The sequence below is a fragment of the Calothrix sp. NIES-3974 genome (genome assembly GCF_002368395.1).
Taxonomy (GTDB): Bacteria; Cyanobacteriota; Cyanobacteriia; order Cyanobacteriales; family Nostocaceae; genus NIES-3974.
Genome location: NZ_AP018254.1, coordinates 3,744,545 through 3,763,471 on the forward strand (window position 1 = coordinate 3,744,545; position 18,927 = coordinate 3,763,471).

Annotated in this window: 13 protein-coding genes; 7 read left to right on the forward strand and 6 right to left on the reverse strand. The window is 42.8% G+C overall.

The features are described 5' to 3' along the window. Window positions 1-115: 115 nt before the first annotated feature. Window positions 116-1,375 (reverse strand): organoarsenical effux MFS transporter ArsJ, encoded by a 1,260-nt coding sequence (arsJ, locus tag CDC37_RS15045; RefSeq protein WP_096622789.1) that lies wholly within the window; start codon window positions 1,373-1,375, stop codon window positions 116-118. Window positions 1,376-1,479: 104 nt separating this feature from the next. Further along, on the reverse strand, window positions 1,480-2,490 hold the full coding sequence (locus tag CDC37_RS15050; RefSeq protein ID WP_096622791.1) for an ArsJ-associated glyceraldehyde-3-phosphate dehydrogenase: 1,011 nt from the start codon (window positions 2,488-2,490) through the stop codon (window positions 1,480-1,482). A 570-nt stretch (window positions 2,491-3,060) separates the two neighbouring features. On the opposite strand from CDC37_RS15050, the gene CDC37_RS15055 reads away from it, so the two are divergent. After that, the gene (locus CDC37_RS15055) at window positions 3,061-4,179 is read left to right on the forward strand and encodes an anion transporter (RefSeq protein WP_096626257.1); all 1,119 of its coding nucleotides are present in this window, start codon (window positions 3,061-3,063) and stop codon (window positions 4,177-4,179) included. Window positions 4,180-4,339: 160 nt separating this feature from the next. Beyond that, on the forward strand, window positions 4,340-4,657 hold the full coding sequence (locus CDC37_RS15060) for a DUF760 domain-containing protein (RefSeq protein WP_096622793.1): 318 nt from the start codon (window positions 4,340-4,342) through the stop codon (window positions 4,655-4,657). On the opposite strand, the gene CDC37_RS25665 is transcribed toward CDC37_RS15060, so the two are convergent. Next, window positions 4,654-5,034 (reverse strand): ribbon-helix-helix domain-containing protein, encoded by a 381-nt coding sequence (locus tag CDC37_RS25665; RefSeq protein WP_330220811.1) that lies wholly within the window; start codon window positions 5,032-5,034, stop codon window positions 4,654-4,656. The genes CDC37_RS15060 and CDC37_RS25665 overlap by 4 nt on opposite strands. A gap of 690 nt (window positions 5,035-5,724) precedes the next feature. Between CDC37_RS25665 and CDC37_RS15070 the strand changes: the two genes are divergently transcribed. Then, window positions 5,725-7,152 (forward strand): CHAT domain-containing protein, encoded by a 1,428-nt coding sequence (locus CDC37_RS15070; protein WP_096626259.1) that lies wholly within the window; start codon window positions 5,725-5,727, stop codon window positions 7,150-7,152. A 353-nt stretch (window positions 7,153-7,505) separates the two neighbouring features. Continuing rightward, window positions 7,506-8,111, forward strand: coding sequence for a cytochrome b/b6 domain-containing protein (locus tag CDC37_RS15075; protein WP_096622795.1), 606 nt, complete (start codon window positions 7,506-7,508; stop codon window positions 8,109-8,111). Window positions 8,112-8,620: 509 nt separating this feature from the next. Here the strand turns inward: CDC37_RS15075 and CDC37_RS15080 are convergent. Then, complete coding sequence (locus CDC37_RS15080; protein WP_330220812.1) at window positions 8,621-11,500, reverse strand: sensor histidine kinase; 2,880 nt, start codon at window positions 11,498-11,500, stop codon at window positions 8,621-8,623. A gap of 463 nt (window positions 11,501-11,963) precedes the next feature. Beyond that, window positions 11,964-12,092, reverse strand: coding sequence for a hypothetical protein (locus tag CDC37_RS25550; protein ID WP_255408811.1), 129 nt, complete (start codon window positions 12,090-12,092; stop codon window positions 11,964-11,966). Between the two features lie 75 nt (window positions 12,093-12,167). On the opposite strand from CDC37_RS25550, the gene ldpA reads away from it, so the two are divergent. Both ldpA and CDC37_RS15090 read left to right on the forward strand, forming a co-directional pair. Next, on the forward strand, window positions 12,168-13,298 hold the full coding sequence (ldpA, locus tag CDC37_RS15085; protein WP_096622799.1) for a circadian clock protein LdpA: 1,131 nt from the start codon (window positions 12,168-12,170) through the stop codon (window positions 13,296-13,298). Window positions 13,299-13,321: 23 nt separating this feature from the next. Next, on the forward strand, window positions 13,322-15,070 hold the full coding sequence (locus CDC37_RS15090) for a R3H domain-containing nucleic acid-binding protein (protein WP_096622801.1): 1,749 nt from the start codon (window positions 13,322-13,324) through the stop codon (window positions 15,068-15,070). 234 nt (window positions 15,071-15,304) lie between these two features. Here CDC37_RS15090 and CDC37_RS15095 read toward each other — a convergent pair whose 3' ends face one another. Then, complete coding sequence (locus CDC37_RS15095) at window positions 15,305-15,889, reverse strand: Npun_F5749 family FMN-dependent PPOX-type flavoprotein (RefSeq protein WP_096622803.1); 585 nt, start codon at window positions 15,887-15,889, stop codon at window positions 15,305-15,307. A 364-nt stretch (window positions 15,890-16,253) separates the two neighbouring features. Between CDC37_RS15095 and nrdJ the strand changes: the two genes are divergently transcribed. Then, window positions 16,254-18,551 carry a ribonucleoside-triphosphate reductase, adenosylcobalamin-dependent gene (gene nrdJ / locus CDC37_RS15100; protein WP_096622805.1) on the forward strand — a complete coding sequence of 766 codons (2,298 nt, stop codon included), beginning with the start codon at window positions 16,254-16,256 and terminating at the stop codon, window positions 18,549-18,551. The last annotated feature ends 376 nt before the right edge of the window (window positions 18,552-18,927 follow it).

Below are 18,927 nucleotides of genomic sequence, written 5' to 3' on the forward strand. Positions count from 1 at the left end.
AAGCTCTGCTTCCTGATTTGAGGCAGTAGCCCTCGTGGAATGCGTCCCCACGCGGAGCATAGGGACGAGATAATCACAAAAACTGTGTGAACTTACGGGTAAATTTCAACCTGATTCAATCCCCTCCTTCAGATTTCCAAGCAATTTCCTTGGTCGGTTGAGGGTCGGGTAATTTGATGGAAACTAAACCCGCAGCGAGAACAAAAGCCATCGAAACCCACAGACAACCAATTAAACCAAACTGTTGGTAAACGATTCCCGATAATACCGTTCCCGCTAATCTACCGCCGGAATTTGCCATATAGTAAAAGCCGACATTCAATGCCACTTTATCATCATCGGTAAAGGCCAGTACTAAATAGGAATGGACTGCGGAATTAAAGGCAAACACCAATCCGAATAGTAATAACCCGGTAATAATTACCCTGTTTGGTTCCAAACCAGATTGGAGTGCGATCGCAATTACAGCAGGAACCGCAGTGAGGGTAAATGTCCAAAATTGGATAGTTTTGGCTTGGGGTGGTTTACCGGAACCGAATCGTTTTAATAGGGTAGGTGCAGAGGATTGGATAATTCCGTAACCAATTACCCAAACTGCCAAAAATCCACCAACTTGCCAAAATGACCAGCCTAATTGGCTACGTAAAAATACGGGTAATCCCACGACAAACCACACATCCCGCGAACCGAAGAGGAAAAATCTCGCGGCTGAGAGAATATTGATTTCTGAACTTTTGGAAAATAACTGACTGAATTTAACTTTGGTTTTAATTTTACCCATCCCCCCAGGTAACATCACTCCTGTAAACATCAACAGGAATAAACCGGCGGACATAATCCACAGGGTATTAATAAAACCAAACCAAGTTAGGAGTGCAGCACCCAGGAAAAAGCCAAATCCCTTCAAGGCATTTTTGGAACCAGTCAGGATTGCGACCCATTTAAACAAGGCTGATTGAGCATCCTGGGGGACAACTAAACGTATTGCACTTTTAGAACTCATTTTCGTCAAGTCTTTGGCAATCCCGGAAAAAGCCTGAGCTACCATCACAAAGAGGACTGCAAACCATTGTGGCCAATTATCATTTAGTCCGGACAACATTACCATTGAAAAGACTTGTAAACCAATTCCCAGGTAAAGGGTCAATTTTAATCCAAATTGGGAGCCAATCCAACCACCGAAAAAGTTGGTGACAACACCAAAGATTTCATAAAACAGAAATAAGGAGGCGATTTGAATCGGGGTGTAACCAATATTATTAAAATACAGTAACACCAGCATTCTTAAAGCACCATCGGTAATTGTAAAACCCCAGTAGGCGATGGTGACAAGGATGTAATTTTTCAGATTAGCACTTGATGCTGTGGTAGACATAGGGGATTTTGGATTTTGGATTTTGGGTTATTTAAACAGTTAACAGTCACCTGTTAACTGTCAATAGTCAACAGTCAACTGAATTTCAATTCTTTTCTCAACAGTTACTTCAGCATAGTGGCTACTTTCCTTGCTAATTCCACCATCCGATTGGAATAACCCCATTCGTTGTCGTACCAGGAGAGGATTTTCACCTGGGTTTCGTCCACCACCATCGTGGACAGAGCATCGATAATCGAGGAGCGGGGGTCGTCTTTGTAGTCAATTGAAACCAGTGGTAATTCTTCGTAACCTAAAATTCCTTTTAGTTCGCCTTCTGCGGCAGTTTTGAGTAAACTATTTACTTCCTCCACACTGGTGGGTCGAGTCACTTCAAATACGCAGTCTGTTAATGATGCATTCAATAGGGGTACTCGCACTGCTAATCCATTTAACTTCCCATTTAGTTCTGGATAAATTAAACCAATCGCTGTTGCAGAACCGGTTGTCGTCGGAATCAGAGACATCCCTGTCGCTCTAGCTCGTCGTAAATCTTTGTGGGGTGCATCCACTATTGTCTGGGTATTTGTATGGTCATGGATGGTGGTAATTAAACCGTGTTTGATACCTAACCCTTCATGGATCACCTTGACGATGGGAGCTAGACAGTTAGTTGTACAGGAAGCTGCTGTGAGTAGGTGATGTTTGTCTGGTTCATATAAATGGTCGTTTACACCCATGACGATATTTAAGGCTTCTTTCTTCACTGGTGCTGCGACAATTACTTTTTTGACTCCTTTGGCAAAATAGGGAGCTAGGTCTTCCGGGGTTTTGAATTTCCCGGAACATTCTAAAACTATATCTATACCTAAATCATCCCAGTTCACGTCCCCTGGTTTTGCGTACTCACTAAAACTTAAGGATTTACCATCGATGAAAATTTGATTATCTTTAGCGATTATTTCCTTGTCCCAACGTCCATGTACGGAGTCGTATTTGAGTAGATGAGCGGATGTATGCGCTCCTCCCTTAATTTCATTAATGTGGACAAAATCGATTTCCGGACAACCCCAACCCGCTCGCAAATCTAACCGACCAATCCGACCAAATCCATTAATGGCAACTCTCTTACTCATTCCCCTCTCCTCAATTCTGGTATGTTTTGTTTATTCTGGTTTCCTTATCTACCTGTCAATATCGTTACGACATATCTGTAATATTATTTTTCTCGATACCCCTACAGAATATAACAGTATAAAAAATCAATCAAGTTTTATTGATGTATATAATATCATTATTTCAAAAAAAATTGATATGTAAAGTACATAGAGATACATGGTATTTGAGGAGAATTTGCGTGAATGATGAATAGCGATCGCGTCGCTCTATATACTTTGTGTGCTAGATATTTCCCTTGGGGTTTGTTGACTGTTGACGGGTGACTGAGCTTCAAGTTAGGTAGCTGTAATTAAACATAAAACTGCAACGTAACAGATCATTCGGCGTAGAGACGACCCGTCGGGTCGTATCTACGCCCTGATCTGGACGACAATTTTCACCACCCACCTACTTATTGAATGTGTAAAGTATAATTTACTTATAACCATCATTGAGGGGACTTGGGGAGCATTTTACGGTTAATTCAGATTTTGTTACTAGCTCTAAGTTACCTGGGGTTAGGATTGGGGTATGTGCCTGGTTTACGGATGAATAGGGCTACTATTGCTCTAGTTAGTTCTGCGGGTTTAATTGCTTTAGGAACTCTGAGTTTACAGGAAGCTTGGGGAGCGATTGATGCAAATACCATCGTCTTTTTGTTGAGTATGATGGTGATTAATGCCTATTTATCCTATGCGGGATTTTTTAATTTAGCATTGTCATATTTATTACGGTTAACCCGCAGTCCCTTGGGTTTGCTGGTGATATTGACTTGGGGAACCGGGTTATTATCGGCATTTTTTTTGAATGATACTTTAGCCTTAGTTAGCACACCTTTAACCGTACAATTAGGGCGATCGCTGAAATTAAATCCCGTACCCTATTTACTCGCGATCGCAGGTGCAACCAATATCGGTTCGCTAGCAACATTGAGTGGAAATCCCCAAAATATCCTCGTGGGTTCCTTTTCCGGGATTGGTTATCTCACCTTTACCCAAGCTTTAGCACCGGTTGCGGTCATCGGATTGGTTTTGCAAATAGGTTGGTTATATTTGCTGTATCCAGAAGTGCGATCGCTCCAACCTTGTCCTGTCCTGGAGTTATCACGTCTACGGTTACATCGAGCTTTATTGCTTAAAACCTCGATTGTCACTGGATGTTTGTTGACAGGGTTTGTGATGGGATTACCCTTAGCGGAATCAGCATTTTTTGCAGCTGCGGTTTTATTGATTACCCGTCGGATTAAACCTCAAAGAATTCTCAAAGAAGTAGATTGGTCATTGTTAGTAATGTTTTCCGGGTTATTTATACTTACCCGCTGCGTCAAATCTTTGCATATTGTAGACTTTTTCGCTGCTTGGGTAGCTAATTCCTCTGGTTTATTAGCAGTTACAGCGATTATGTCTAATTTAATTTCTAATGTACCGACTGTGATGCTGCTACAATCGTTTATTCCCAGGGATGCAACTCAAAGCTGGTTATTGTTAGCTGCTGGATCTACCCTTGCAGGTAATTTGACTTTATTTGGTTCGGTGGCAAATTTAATTATGGTAGAAGCTGCTGCTTCCCAAGGATATAGTTTATCATTTTGGCAACATTTAAGGTTTGGAATGCCATTCACTCTGGTGATGCTAGGAATCACCTATGGGATTTTAAAGGCTGTTTGAAAAGTCATTTTTAACCCCTATTATCATCACTACGGATGGGTAGATATCCGCTATAATTTGATTCGGTTGATAAGATAAAAAAATTTTTTGCTGTTGATAAATTAGAAAATGAAGGTGATAGATACTAACGTTTAAAAATAAAAATTAAAAGAGGTGTGGTATGAGCAATATACCTCAAAGTCATGGTGATGAATTTGGGATGCATCCGGAAAGCAGTGATATATTAATGCAGTATGTGCAAACCTTAGATCCAGAGACGATTGCTTCTTTATCTAAACCCACTTCCCCGGAAGTACTAGAGATTATTAGCCGCTCTGTAACAGCAATTCTGAATAATTTACCTTTTGATCCACAACATCAACTAATTATCACCGAACGCGACCAATTAGGAAGAATTTTAGGTGCAGTTATGGTCGATGGGTATTTTTTAAGAAATGCAGAACAACGTTTACAACTTGAAACATTGTCACATCTCTAGAAATCTGGTGTGGACATGGTAAGCTTAGTTAGTAGCGACCGATGCTTTTGCGCGATCGCAGAGTGACTTGTGACTTTGAATGAGTATTCCCCTACTCCCTCTTCCCTATACTTATTCTCTTTCTTGACGCGCTCTTTTAAACTATACAGTATTTCTTTGATCACAGTTTCTCCATCTAACCCCTCACCACGTTCAAGCTCTGCAACTGCCACATCAACTTTTTGGCGTGTTTCTTCTATCCACTCAGCATATTCAGACTGCAATTTATCAAATAATTTAAATGCAACATCAACTATTTCTTCCACCGAATTATATTTCCCGCTTGCAATTTGTGCTTGAATAATTTTTTCTTGTTCAGGTTTTAGTTGAATATTCATGATATTTTTCTAGTGTGAGAATAGGGAGTAGGAATGAGCTATATTTATTGTTTGCTTGTGTCCAAACGACATGGGGAACTCTCTTGTACATTAAATTATAAATCAGGATTTATGCAACTGATATATTTATCCTCAAACTGTTACATAGAGTTAATTAAACTTTTGATTTATTGTATGTTAATACGGTTCCGCTAGGGTCTAAAAGCTTGAATTGCGTAGGTTGAATTGAGACAAGTAAATTCAATATACAAAGAGAATTCTTCAGGTACTTGAAAAGAAGTAAGCTACCACTGCGTTACACCCAACAGTCGTTACAATTATCCTTATAACATTTCACTCAAATTTTGATACATTTAATCCCCCTGCATCCGAAATCCGCATTTCTCGCAAAACCCTAAAACTCACAGGGAGTAATGAGTAGTCAGTAAAAGGAAAATCAATCCGTTACTCAAGGCTTATTACTTACTTGTGAGAAATCCAGGGAAAGCTCCCCGTCAGGTATCAACTGTCTTCTGTCTCCCTTGTATTCCCAATCCAAAACTGAAAATCTCCTGTCTCTTGAATTTTCTGTTAATTTTATGCAGTTTGGTGGATAGGAAATAGTATTTTTTCCCATAATCTGGAATTGGCAGAATCTGACTTGTTGCTCAAATCAAAATATGCCAATTATGGAAAATGGAAGCAAAAATCATGAAGAAATATAAACTATTTTTAGCATCTTTTTTTATACTAAGTTTGATAATTACCTTAATAGTTGGCAGTGTCAAGGCAGGAGTCACCTCTGCCTCATATTTCCCTATCATTTCCCAGGGAATTAATCCTAATCTTCAGTCAAATAAGCTACCAGCTTCCCGATTAGATCCGAAGGCTTTTTCCCAATTCTTAGATAAAAAGGATATTAACGGTGCGGTTAGACATGTGGAATTAGGTTGGAAGCAACAATATGAAGAATATATTCAAGGAGAACTACCGTCAAATCAAGTAGTGGAGGTGGAACAGATTCAACGTATCCTGAGACAAGTTGATATCATGTCGAGATTGCGTTTAGGGAAAAGTGGTCGTAAAACGGCTTTATTGTATGCAGTTCCAACACCAAACCATTTAGAGTTAATCTTGGTGAAACCGGAAAATACTCCGATACACAGACGAATTACTAATGTCAAACGAGAAGAATTAATTCAGGTGATTAATAGATTTCGTCAGTCGATTACTAACAAATATTCCCCACCCCAGGAGTATCAAAAAACCGGAAAGCAGTTATATGATTGGTTGGTAGCTCCTGTAGAATCCCAGTTAGAGTCGGCGAAAATTAATAATATTATCTTTTGCTTAGGGGGAGGGTTGCGAAGTTTACCTTTAGCAGCGATATATGATGGTCAAAAGTTTTTAATTGAAAAATATAGCTTAGGAATTATTCCCGCCTTTAATTTACTTGATTATCAACCAGATAAAATTCACCAGACACAAATTTTAGCAATGGGTGCGTCGGAATTTGCCAACCAATCACCCTTACCTGCTGTCCCTGTCGAATTATCAAGTATTACTAGTAGACCTTGGCAGGGAACATCCTTACTGAATGAAGAATTTACCTTAGAAAACTTCAAAAAGCAACGAGAAATATATCCATTTGGAATTGTTCATTTAGCGACCCATGCGGAATTTTCCCCTGGTTTAATTGACAACTCCTATATTCAATTTTGGGATAGACAAATTAAATTAAATGAAATCAAAAAACTAGAGTTAGCCCAACCAACGGTGCAGTTATTAGTATTAAGTGCTTGCAAAACTGCATTAGGAGACCCGAAAGCCGAACTGGGATTTGCTGGTTTAGCAGTACAATCGGGAGCAAAAGCTGCGATCGCCAGTTTATGGTCTGTAGATGATGGCGGAACTTTGGCTTTGATGACCCAATTTTACCGTCAATTGAGTTCCACACCCATCAAAGCGGAAGCACTGCGACAAACCCAAATAGTGATGATTCAACGTCAACTCAGTCTCAAAACCAACCCAGTCAATCGAGGTGAACCTTTACCACCGGAAATTTCCCCTTTAGATAGTTTAGCCCTATCCCATCCTTTTTATTGGGCTGGTTTTACCGTGATTGGTAATCCCTGGTAGTAGAGAAATGAATTTTTACCATGAACCTGGCTTTTGTTGGTGTGGTGGAGTACTAGAATAGATCCTAACGAACTAAAATAATGTGAATTCGACGGATTGTAAACGCTACAATCTCTGTGAATCAATGATTTTGAAAGTTAAGGTTTAAAGTAACCTCATCCATTAGTTGAGAACAAAGTTAATAACTGACTGATTCCAGGTTTAATGATTTTATTCTCAACATCATACTCGGAGGTTTTTAAAAACTTCTATTTCCTACGAATGATGCTGGACAAGAGTTTCAGGCTTTATAACTCATCGAACTCACGTTAAAATATTTAATGTTATCTACACCTAACCTAAGTTCTTGTATTATGCCGCAAACCAAACCCTATCAACCCTTAATTTTCAGATTGCTACATGGTGTCAATGCCATTCTAATTATTTTTGCCGCAATCACAGGATTTTTGGTGTATGACAGTTGGGATGGTCGGTTTGGTGGTTTAGGTATAACCAGAGCAAATCGGGAGCTAATTGACTATCATGGCACCTTTGGGTTTCTAATTTTCTTCGTTGCCCTACCCCTATTTTTAATTTACTGTATTAAAGCCGGGCGATCGCGTCTAATTCAAGGGGATACCCTAAAAAATTGGCAACAAATTGGTAAACCGATTTGGTGGTTAGGACTGCAACGCATTACCAACACACTCATGTTGATATCTGCACTATTTGCAGCCATTTCTGGAAAGTTCATGGATGAAAATTGGCTACCATTGGGTGATTTAACGCAAATCCCCTATTACATACACTTACTAGCTTGGCTGACCCTAGTTATCACCCTTGCTCTGCATATACTGATGAGTGCGAAGGTGGGAGGTTCTTTGCTTCTGTTATCCATGTTTGACCTGAAATATCGTCCCCAGGACAGTCCTAAATACTGGAAAGATAAGTTGGTTAGTTTATTTCGCAAAAATAATTAAATTAACGTGAATTCGACGGATTGTAAACGCTAAAATCTCTGTGAATCAATACTTTTGAAAGTTAACTCACATCTTGCATCAAGAAAAGCTGATGGAAATAAAATACTCAGTATAAAACTAAAAGTACTATTTTAGCCTTAAAAACAAACAATAGTACTGTAGCTATATCGCGTATATTTTTAAATTCAACGTATGTATACGTAAAGGTGCAAGATATACATTAAGGTTTAAAGTAACCTCATCCATTAGTTGAGAACAAAGTCAATAACTGACTGATTTCAGGTTTAATGATTTTATTCTCAACATCATACTCGGAGGTTTTTAGAAACTTCTATTTTTTACGAATCATACTGGACAAGAGTTTCAGGCTTTATAACTCATCGAACTCACGTTAAATGATGATTAAATTCACGGCATTGCGGAATAGAAATATTGTGTAGACGTAGCAATGCTAGGTCTCTACGGGAATTGTGGTTTGAATACTATTCCCCTGTCCCCCATACCCCTAATCAAGCGATCGCCAGTGGTAAAAGTAAACGACTGACTACTCGTCCATCGGGTAATTGATAAAAATGGAGTTCTCCTCCCATTTTTTGAATTAAGTGACGACAAATTGATAAATTTAAACCAGGTGGTTGATTTAAACTAGATGGTGCAAGTACGTCGCTGAGGGTTTCTTGGTGTAGTTCCATTAACAAATGGGATTCAATCACACCATTGTCGGTGATGGACACCTCTAGGGAAGCGGGACGGGAATCAGCGATCGCCCTTTCATCAAGACGACGACACCAAATATCAATGCGACCGCTACCTGTGGAACGTTGACAAGCGGAAACAATCAGTTCGTGGAGGATAAATTCGATTTTGTGGATATCTCCCAGGACAAATAGGGATGATTGGAAGCTGGGGGAATAATTTTGTTCACCTTCCGGTTCTCCCGTTCCTCCTAAACCGTGTACACCCACCCAGAGTCGGTTTTGTTTGAGTAGGTTGTCAACCCGCTCTAGGGAACGTTTGAGGAGACTGGTGATGGGTGCTTTTTGTTGGTGTATGTGTAACTGCCAAGTTTCATCTTCCAACACATCTTTGATGTTGGAGGTGATGGTGTCCAGTTGTCGTAATAACTGGTGACAACGGAGGGAATTTAACTCTTTGTTGGTTGTGGTTAACTCACTTAGTTGGTTAATTATGTAGCTAGATTGTCGATGCAATTCTTGAAAACGTCGGTGTTTATACCAGTTGAGTTGTTGTAAATCTTCCCGTGCTGCCAGTAAAATTTGGGTGACTTGTTTTTGTCTCCGCGACCAAGCCAATTGATTGATCAACATCTCACTAGCTTGGATAGTGCTTTCTGACCAGCGACGGTCAACCCGATCAGCCATAATTACCACTCCCGTCGGTTCATAGTCCGGGTTGGTACGTAGAGCCATGATTAATACTTGACCTATTTCCTTTCCGTATAACCAACGTTTAGTGTCTTCTGGGATATCATCAATTTTGGCAATTAATAACCCTTCCGCCGCCAATGCCCATTGTACCAGAATTTCGGCCCGCAGGGGAATAGTCACCTCGGTTTTGACGGCAAAGCGTTTGTCTGTATTGACTCCGGGAATAATTTCTCCGTAGCGTTCTCCTGGAGTCCAGGAAATCAGTACAGCTAAAGGACAACCACTAATGGCAGCGATTTGCTGGAGGGAAACGATTTCTAGATTGTGATTAGTTTGCTCCAGAGCATTGATTTGAGCTTGTTCCAGGGTACGCAGGGATGCTTTAAACGCAGCCATGATTTTTTGTTGCTGTTGATTGTAATTATTCAGTTGCCATTGACGCACCACCACATGCAGTTGCTGACCAATGCGGTGTAGCAAATCTTTATCGCGGATACTCCAAGCGCGATTGCTGTCACAATCAACCAGCAGAATTATGTGGGGAGATTCCCCTGGTTGACAATTGGTAATCATTTGCGATCGCATTCCTTCTGCAACTAGGGGATTACGCCAATTGAAAAATCTCAAGTCTTCCTCTAAACTTTCAATCCCAATTGCACTTTCACTACGTTGTAACAATTGCCAATCAACTTCCCGTAATCCCTCCAAAGTAACTGTCAATGGTCGTCGATTTGCGGGTTGACTTTGATAAATAATTTGATAAGCATTTTGTTCAATATCCAATTGCAACAGGATAAATCTAGTCGCTGCAAACCGTTCTAGGGTCTTTGTCGCACACTTACCCATAACATTGGCAAAATCGCGATCGCTATAAATTCCTTGGGCGATTTCACTGGTCAGTTGACTATCTAACTGCACCTCTCGCACTGTCGCTTCAATGTTTTCCAAAGGTGCAACCAAGGAAATCAAACCAGCCACACCTTGAACAAAATTCCTTTCCCCTTCCTTCCAAATCCGCGCCTCTTGGGATTCTACCATCAAAAACCCCAATAAATCCTTCTGCCAAAAAATCGGTGCAGCCAACAGCGATCGCACTTGTAATCTTTCCATCAATTTGGCTGTATACTGGCTTTTGAGAGAACTACGCCCTTCCCCAATTGCAACTGTTTCATTAATTGCTAACGCGTAATAAAAATCACTCAGTTCCTCCACGGTAATTTTATCCAGCCCCTTCCGCTCTCGCAGTCGAGAGTTAGTCAAACTCGAACTACTAGCACGCCGTACAAAATAACGCTCATTCCGGTCAAACCAGTAAATATGCGTACTCGTTGGAGTCACAAAATCATGGGTAGCCCTCACCGCATCTTCTAAACGACTTAAACAAGAACTTTGAGCCTGTAATTGTGCCAATAACTTGAGTAGTGGCTCCTCAATCCGTTGCTGATTCTGCTGCTGCCAATGCACTTCATACTTATACAAGGCTGCGGCTAATTCACCCAACACCATTAATAACCTAGCACGCGCATCACCAGGTAACAAATACCCCCAACGCTCCGAACCCATCATCAATATCCCTAGACAACGGTCTCGGTAACGAATCGGTAAAATAATTGTCCCTTGAATACCAACTTTTTTCGCCACTTCCTGCCAAGGCTCGATCCGCGTTTCTGAGCGCAAATCCGCCACACCCACCGGACGTTGCTCAATCACAACCTGCTCCAGTAAATCTCCTGGACTTAAAACCAAATGCTGCTCCAACAAGGTTCGCTCTTGATTCGGTATGATTCCCCCCTTCCCCACCAGCACATGATTTAAACGGTCGTAAAGAGCCACCCAGATTAACCTATAGTCAAACTGCTCCTTGACAAACGCAATTGTCGTCTCAATCAGAACATCAATATTATCCTCCTCACGCAAACTCTGGAGGACGCGCCCAAGGGATATTATATGCTGTTCGGCGGCTATTGGTCGTTGTTGTTGCGCCATCTGAGTATCGGTCAATGGATTTTGGATTTTGGATTTTAGATTTTGGATTGCTCTAGCCTTCTGTGCGTTGCCAAGAAGAATCGGAGAATGGGAAGCAGTTGGTGGGAGGTTGATTCTGCCACCAAACTTTCCAAGACGGATTTTGGATCTTGGACTTCTTTACCTAAGATGCCCAAATTAACTTACTAATCTATAGTTAGAGACTAGTAAAAACTAGGATTTTTCTCCTCCTTGTGCCTAATTCTGCTCAAGAATCGCCGCAATTGCCGAATTTGATACTCATTCCCAATTTCCCTACAGATGCAACATGTTGCTTCTGTACCCACTCCCTATTTTCCAGCGATACAAAGCGTAGACTGTTTAAAATCCGTTTCCATCCCAGCAGTGCGTTGGTTTTGTAGTTGAAAATTGATACTAATAGTACTCCACCACACCAACTTTGATGGGTAAGAAAAGGTTTGCAGTAGCGCTAAAGCTACTACAACAAACCCATCAGAACTGAAAGCGATCGCAACTGTCTACCCAGACTCCCGACCGATTCCCAAACCGACACTTGGGAATTAAACTTTTTTCTGATGCTCGCGATCGCAGGAACGGGTAATTTCACTTTTGTGTACCATTCCGTTGATTAACTCTTGCTGTTCATGGAAAGGGTTTTCAGCATATCCCTTATAATAGAATTGTGACTAAACTATTAGATCCATCAGATCCATTGCATTCCCTCAAAGCAGGTCACTGGTTCAAGTTGATCTGCGGAGCCAGTTTTCAACATCTGCCTGCGGTAAGAACTTTAACATTAGCTTATGCGATCGCCGGGGCAGATTGTATCGATGTGGCTGCTGACCCGGCAGTAATCACGGCTGCCCAATCGGGTCTTGCGGCTGCCGCCAAACTTGCTCCAGTTGCCCGTCAGCGCGGTTTCCCCCCCTATAAACCTCCCCTACTCATGGTCAGCCTCAACGATGGGGAAGACCCCCATTTCCGCAAAGCTGAATTTGATCCCCAATCCTGTCCCCCTGACTGTCCCCGCCCCTGTCAATCCATTTGTCCTGCCGATGCGATCGCTTTTCGTCCTCCCCACTCCCTTGGTGTAATCACCGAAAAATGTTATGGCTGCGGTCGTTGTCTTCCCGTCTGCCCCTATGATATAATTTATACGAGTTCATATGTATCTACACCAGGAGCAGTAGCACCATTGGTTTTATCGGGGGAAGTAAGCGCAGTCGAGATACATACTCAGGTAGGTAGGTATACGGAGTTTCAGCGTTTGTGGACTGCGATTGAGAAGCACGCCCGTAGGTTGAAGGTGGTTGCGGTTAGTTGTCCCGATGGAGAAGGTATAATAGAGTACTTAAATTTCATTAGTAAAATGATTTTGCCACAGGTAGGGACATTAGTGTGGCAGACCGACGGCAGGGCAATGAGTGGAGATATTGGCGACGGAACCACTCAAGCCACAGTTAAGTTCGGTCAAAAAGTTTTGGCAGCAAATTTACCGGGTTATGTGCAGTTGGCGGGGGGTACGAATGGGTATACCGTAGCCAAATTGCGATCGCTCTCCTTATTGAAGCATAATTCTGGGCAATCTTCCTATATTGCGGGGATTGCCTACGGTAGTTATGCGCGAAAGTTGCTGTCACCGGTTATCCATGCATTAGAAGAAAGGGAGGTGAATCAAACTGGAATTCGCAAAAGTATTTACTTAGAACAGGAGCCAGATTTACTATGGCAAGCCGTCGAGCTTGCTAGTTCGCTTGTTTCCCAACTCAAGTCACAGTCACAGCCGACGCGTATATCGCGCCAATTGCCGTAATTAAACACGTCACCATTAAAAGCATGACGATTACAGACGATCTCCAAAAGCTTTTAGATATATTGCCGCAAGACCTGCAAGAGATTCTTGCTCAACATTCGCAGTTAGATAGTTTAGTGGAAGTGGTCTTGGATTTAGGTCGTCGCCCAGAAGCTAGGTTTCCCAACGGAGCCGAGTATCTGAGCGAACATCCCGTGACTCAAGCACAGATTGATATTTGCGTATCAAAAGTTGGTATTTTTGGTGGAGATAATCGAGCCGGGATTGAACAAACCCTGCACCGTATTAGCGCCATCCGCAATCGAACTGGAAAAGTAATTGGTTTAACTTGCCGCGTGGGTCGGGCAGTTTACGGAACCATCGGGATGATTCGGGATTTGGTGGAAACCGGAAAGTCGATTCTCATGCTTGGCCGTCCTGGAGTCGGTAAGACTACAGCCCTACGGGAAATTGCCCGTGTTTTAGCGGATGAACTACAGAAGCGCGTAGTAATTATTGATACATCTAATGAGATTGCTGGGGATGGGGATGTTCCCCACCCGGCGATTGGTAGAGCTAGACGGATGCAGGTTGCTCGTCCGGAACAGCAGCACCAGGTGATGATTGAGGCGGTGGAAAACCACATGCCAGAGGTAATCGTCATTGATGAAATTGGGACAGAATTGGAAGCCCTAGCCGCCAGAACCATTGCGGAGCGGGGTGTACAGTTAATTGGGACAGCCCACGGCAACCAAATCGAGAACCTGATTAAAAATCCGACCCTCTCTGATTTAGTGGGAGGGATTCAAGCTGTGACCTTGGGGGACGACGAAGCTCGACGACGGGGTAGTCAAAAAACAGTCCTGGAGCGTAAAGCATTGCCCACCTTTGATATTGCCGTGGAAATGCATGAGCGTCGCCGTTGGGTGGTGCATGAAAGTGTGGCTGATACGGTGGATACTTTGTTACGGGGAAGACAACCCACTCCCCAAGTCCGGACTGTGGATGAAAGCGGCAAGGTGAATATTACCCGCCAATTAACGGCGGTCAATGGTAATAATGGGCACGTTGTTAATGGGGAAGAATCACTAGTACCTGCCCGTCAACCTTCAGGGTGGAGAGCTTCCGGAAAAATGCTTCCCCTGCAAGCTGTTCCGAATAATATTCCGAATAATACTAGTTATTCGAGTGCGCAAAGCGAGTTTGATCGGTTACTGGATCAGTCCTGGAATAACGATAATGATTTTGGGTTTACCGAATCGGCTAAATCTGGTGCGAATGGGGAGGATTTGCCTTTGCATGTATATCCTTACGGAGTTAGCCGTCACCAGTTAGAGCAGGTCATTAACGTTTTGAATTTGCCAGTGGTGTTGACTAAAGATATCGATAGCGCAGATACGATATTAGCATTGCGATCGCATGTCAAAAATCATGCTAAATTACGGCAATTGGCGAAATCCCGTCATTTACCATTACATATGATTAAGGCTAGTACCATCCCCCAAATTACCAGGGGTTTGCGACGCATGTTGAATATCGATGAACCGGGGATTACTGATGAGCGGGAATTGCAGTTACTGTTACATAACGGGACAGAGGACGAAATGGACGCTTTAGAAGAAGCGCGTTTAGCAGTTGAACAAATTGTCATTCCCAAGGGACAACCAGTTGAATTGTTACCCCGTTCCGCATCTGTACGGAAAATGCAACACGAATTAGTTGAGCATTACCGTCTCAAATCCGATAGTTTCGGCGAAGAACCAAATCGTCGATTACGGATTTATCCAGCTTAATTGATTTTTAGCTTTAATTAACGGAATCTACTTAACTTTGAATGCACTTGTGTTGGAGTTAGGTAGGTTTTTCTTTCGTTTGTAAATTAGGGAGTGGGGAATAGGGAGTGGGGAGTGGGAAAAGCTACTTTATCTCGTCCCCATGCTCCGCGTGGGGACGCATTCCACGAGGGCTACTACCCCTCTCCGTTCTGCGGAGAGGGGTTGGGGTGAGGTTCATCGAACTCACGTTAACTAGGGATTTACTTCCACTACTGACCAGTTATTAAACTCATCACATTCATAGAGATAACGATTTTGGGGATTACCCCGTAGTTGCAAATGGTCAACTTTGAGGGGGTTGAGGATTAATAGACAAAAATTATCCACAGGTTGATTTGGGTTGGGGGGGTCTACTGTAAAATCATCGTTGGGGTTCCGTTTTTTACCTGGGTTTGGCCAAATAAACTGTAATCTCGCTGATTCCGATAAATCTTGCCACGTGCGATCGCGTAGTAATTTGAAATCATCATCTGTTGGTGTATCTTTGTCAACAAGTATTAATTTTCCGGCAATGCGAAATTGTTCACGGGTATCGGTAAAATACCAGCAAATTTCCCCATGAGACCTAGTTCGTATTTGGTCGTATTTTTGACTTCGACTATCAGTGATAATTTTGATTTGATTTGTACCATCGACAAAACCCCGAAACACCACAGTGCGATTTGCTGGTATTCCATCCATTCCAATCGTAGCCAGTTGGAAATAGCGAGCAAAGGGTTTCCGATTCCGGTGTAAAGCATGACTCAGGGAAGAACGCCAAGGAGCAAGGGATACCATTAGGAATTGCAGATAATAAATAAAAGCAAAAGGCAAAAATAGAGTACAGACGCGATATATCGCGTCTCTCCTCAATGACAATTTTCAGCACCCACCTAATTATTGCCTAATTCTTAACATAAACAATATTCCAGCATAATCATGAATAAATTCACCAAAATGAGAATAAACGGGCTATTTTTAGGTAATTTGCTGGTATATATCAAGTCTAGGTGTGAGGGACTTAAGGGTAATGTTAAATCTAGGGCAAATCGAGACATGTTGGAGGAGCAATAGCGTAAATTACCAAATTTGACAATTCTTTTTTCCTCGCACTAGTTGGCGTATAGTCATAATCTGTCCGAGAGCAATATGACTAGAAGTTATGGTTCAAGAACTGGAACGAAATCGCCAGGGTGTAGACTTTCCTGAAAGTGCGCCTGTTGCCAATCCCGTATTTTTCCGTACCTACAGCCGTCGTGATGCGATGGGAGTGCGAGAAAGTTGGCAAAAAGTTTGCGATCGCACTTTACGGGGTTTAGTGGAATTAGGCAAATTAACTACCGCCGAAGCCGCATTGCTGGAGAAAATGGAACGGAGTCTCAAATCCTTACCCAGTGGACGTTGGTTGTGGGTGGGGGGAACGGATTGGATTGCCAAACCCCAGAATTTTCCCGGTGGCTATAACTGTACCTCGACAAACTTGGAAGACTGGAGAGCCTTCGGTCTGATGATGGATCTGGCTATGATGGGGTGCGGTACCGGGGCAATTCTCGAACCGAAGTATATCAATAAATTGCCAGTTATCCGTAACCAGATTCACATAACTTTACAAGGCGAAATAGGTACAACACCTATAGAACAGCGTCGGGAGGAAACAGAAATTCAAATAGCCGATGGACAAGTAATTATTTACGTCGGTGACAGTCGTCAAGGTTGGGTAAAAGCCTACCAAAGTTTGTTGGAATTATCCACAGATGAACGCTTTGACGGGGAGGTACAAGTTACGATTGATTTAAGTGATGTCCGTCAAGCGGGTGAAAGACTTAAAGGTTTTGGTGGAGTTGCCAATCCGATTAAACTACCGGGATTATACGGACGGTGTGCAGCAATTTTAAATCAGGCAGTCGGTAGACGACTCAATTCTGTGGAGTGTTGTTTACTGATAGATGAAGCTGCCGTGGTGGTGGTTGCGGGGAATGTGCGAAGATCTGCGGGAATGCGTCAAGGTATCAGTGAGGATACATTGTTTGCCGATGCCAAATCAAATCTATGGCAACAGGACGCAGAGGGAAATTGGCGGATTGATCCGGAACGGGATGCTTTACGCATGGCTAATCATACCCGTGTGTTCCACCGTAAACCGAGTTTAGATGAATGTATTGCCGCCGTCCGCAAACAGTACTACAGTGGCGAAGGAGCAATTCAATGGGCTGGAGAAGCGATCGCTCGGGCAAATTGTGATTTACTATCCACCAAGCAGCTCAAATTGGAGTTTCTCCAAGCCTATGCAGACGGTCAAGCTGCTGAGTGGCTCCAAACAAAATATCCCCAAATTGATCCACGGGAATTAGAACACCGTTTGGGAAGATATGGTTTGAATCCCTGTGGGGAAATTATCGGTGCGAATTTCTTCTGTAATTTGGCAGAGGTTCACCTCAATCAATTAGATCCGGATAACCACAAGGAACAGGAGGAAGCATTTACTGCTGCTGCTTTATCGGTTGCTGCCCTATTACACCATAAATTCCAGGAACCTCGCTATCAATACAGTCGTGAACTGGATCCGATTGTGGGTGTCTCCTTGACTGGCTTGTTCGACTTTTTTGTCCATGCTTTTGGTGTGGAGTGGTTGCGCTGGTGGGATGCAGGTAGACCCCAAACCCCCCAAGGATTAGCCTTTAAACACCAAGAACAGGAATATCTTAGCCGATGGAGGGATATAGTTCATCGAGTTGTCAAAGAATATTGCGATCGCCACCATCTCAAATGTCCTAATCGTTGTACCACGGTGCAACCCAGTGGGACAAAATCCTTACTCACCGGTGCTTCCCCCGGTTGGCATCCCCCGAAAGCTCAACGCTTTATTCGCCGGATTACCTGTCGCAAAAATGACCCGGTGGCTCTAGCTTGTCTGGATTATGGGTATAGTATCGTCCCCTCCCAATCCGATAAGGACGAAGATGGCAATTTACTCCATGACCCCTTTGATCCACGCTGTAGTGAATGGTTAGTGGAAATTCCCGTGGCTGTTTCCTGGGCTGATCTACCAGGTGCAGATACCATTGATATCAGTAAATTCACTGCCTTAGCCCAGATGGATTTTTATATGCAGGTGCAGAAATATTACACAACCCATAACACCTCGGCGACGATTGAATTACGGGAAGGGGAAGTGGAAGCATTAGGAACACGCATTTACGAAGCCATCCGTGATGATGAGGGTTATATTAGTGCAGCTCTTTTAGCCAGATTTGATGACCTGCAAACCTTTCCTCGCTTACCCTTTGAACCCATTTCCCAGTTTCAGTATGAACAATTAATGGCACAGGTGGAGGCTAGACGGAAAACCGATGATTTCTACGGGGCGCTGTTAAAGTATGATATCGGTGAAATGGCGGAGGCTGGTCCTGCTGGTTGTGATTCCGATAAGTGTATGCTACCGGAGCAAACACCAAATTAGTTTGGGATTAAAACTCGCGTCAATTGTTTGCCGTTGACAGTTAACCGTTGACTGTTATCTGTCACAGATGAGTGAATAGACAGCTTCAAATGCGCAACAGCCAAGTAGGGGGAGGGTCTCGCTCCCTTTGGGTCGTCCCTATGCTCTGGGTGGGGATGCATTGTATAAGGCTCTGCCTCCCCTACAGTACAGACGCGACATGTCGTGTATCTATCCCTACTCCCTGACCTCACCAGATAGATTCAAAAACTAAATCCCTCATCCCCATGCTCTGGGTGGGGATGCATTCCACAAGGCTCTACCTTGAATCAGGTATGTAATACCGTTTTACTTTCAAGGCGAAAATACCGCTTGCCAAACTAGAGCATAAAGTGTA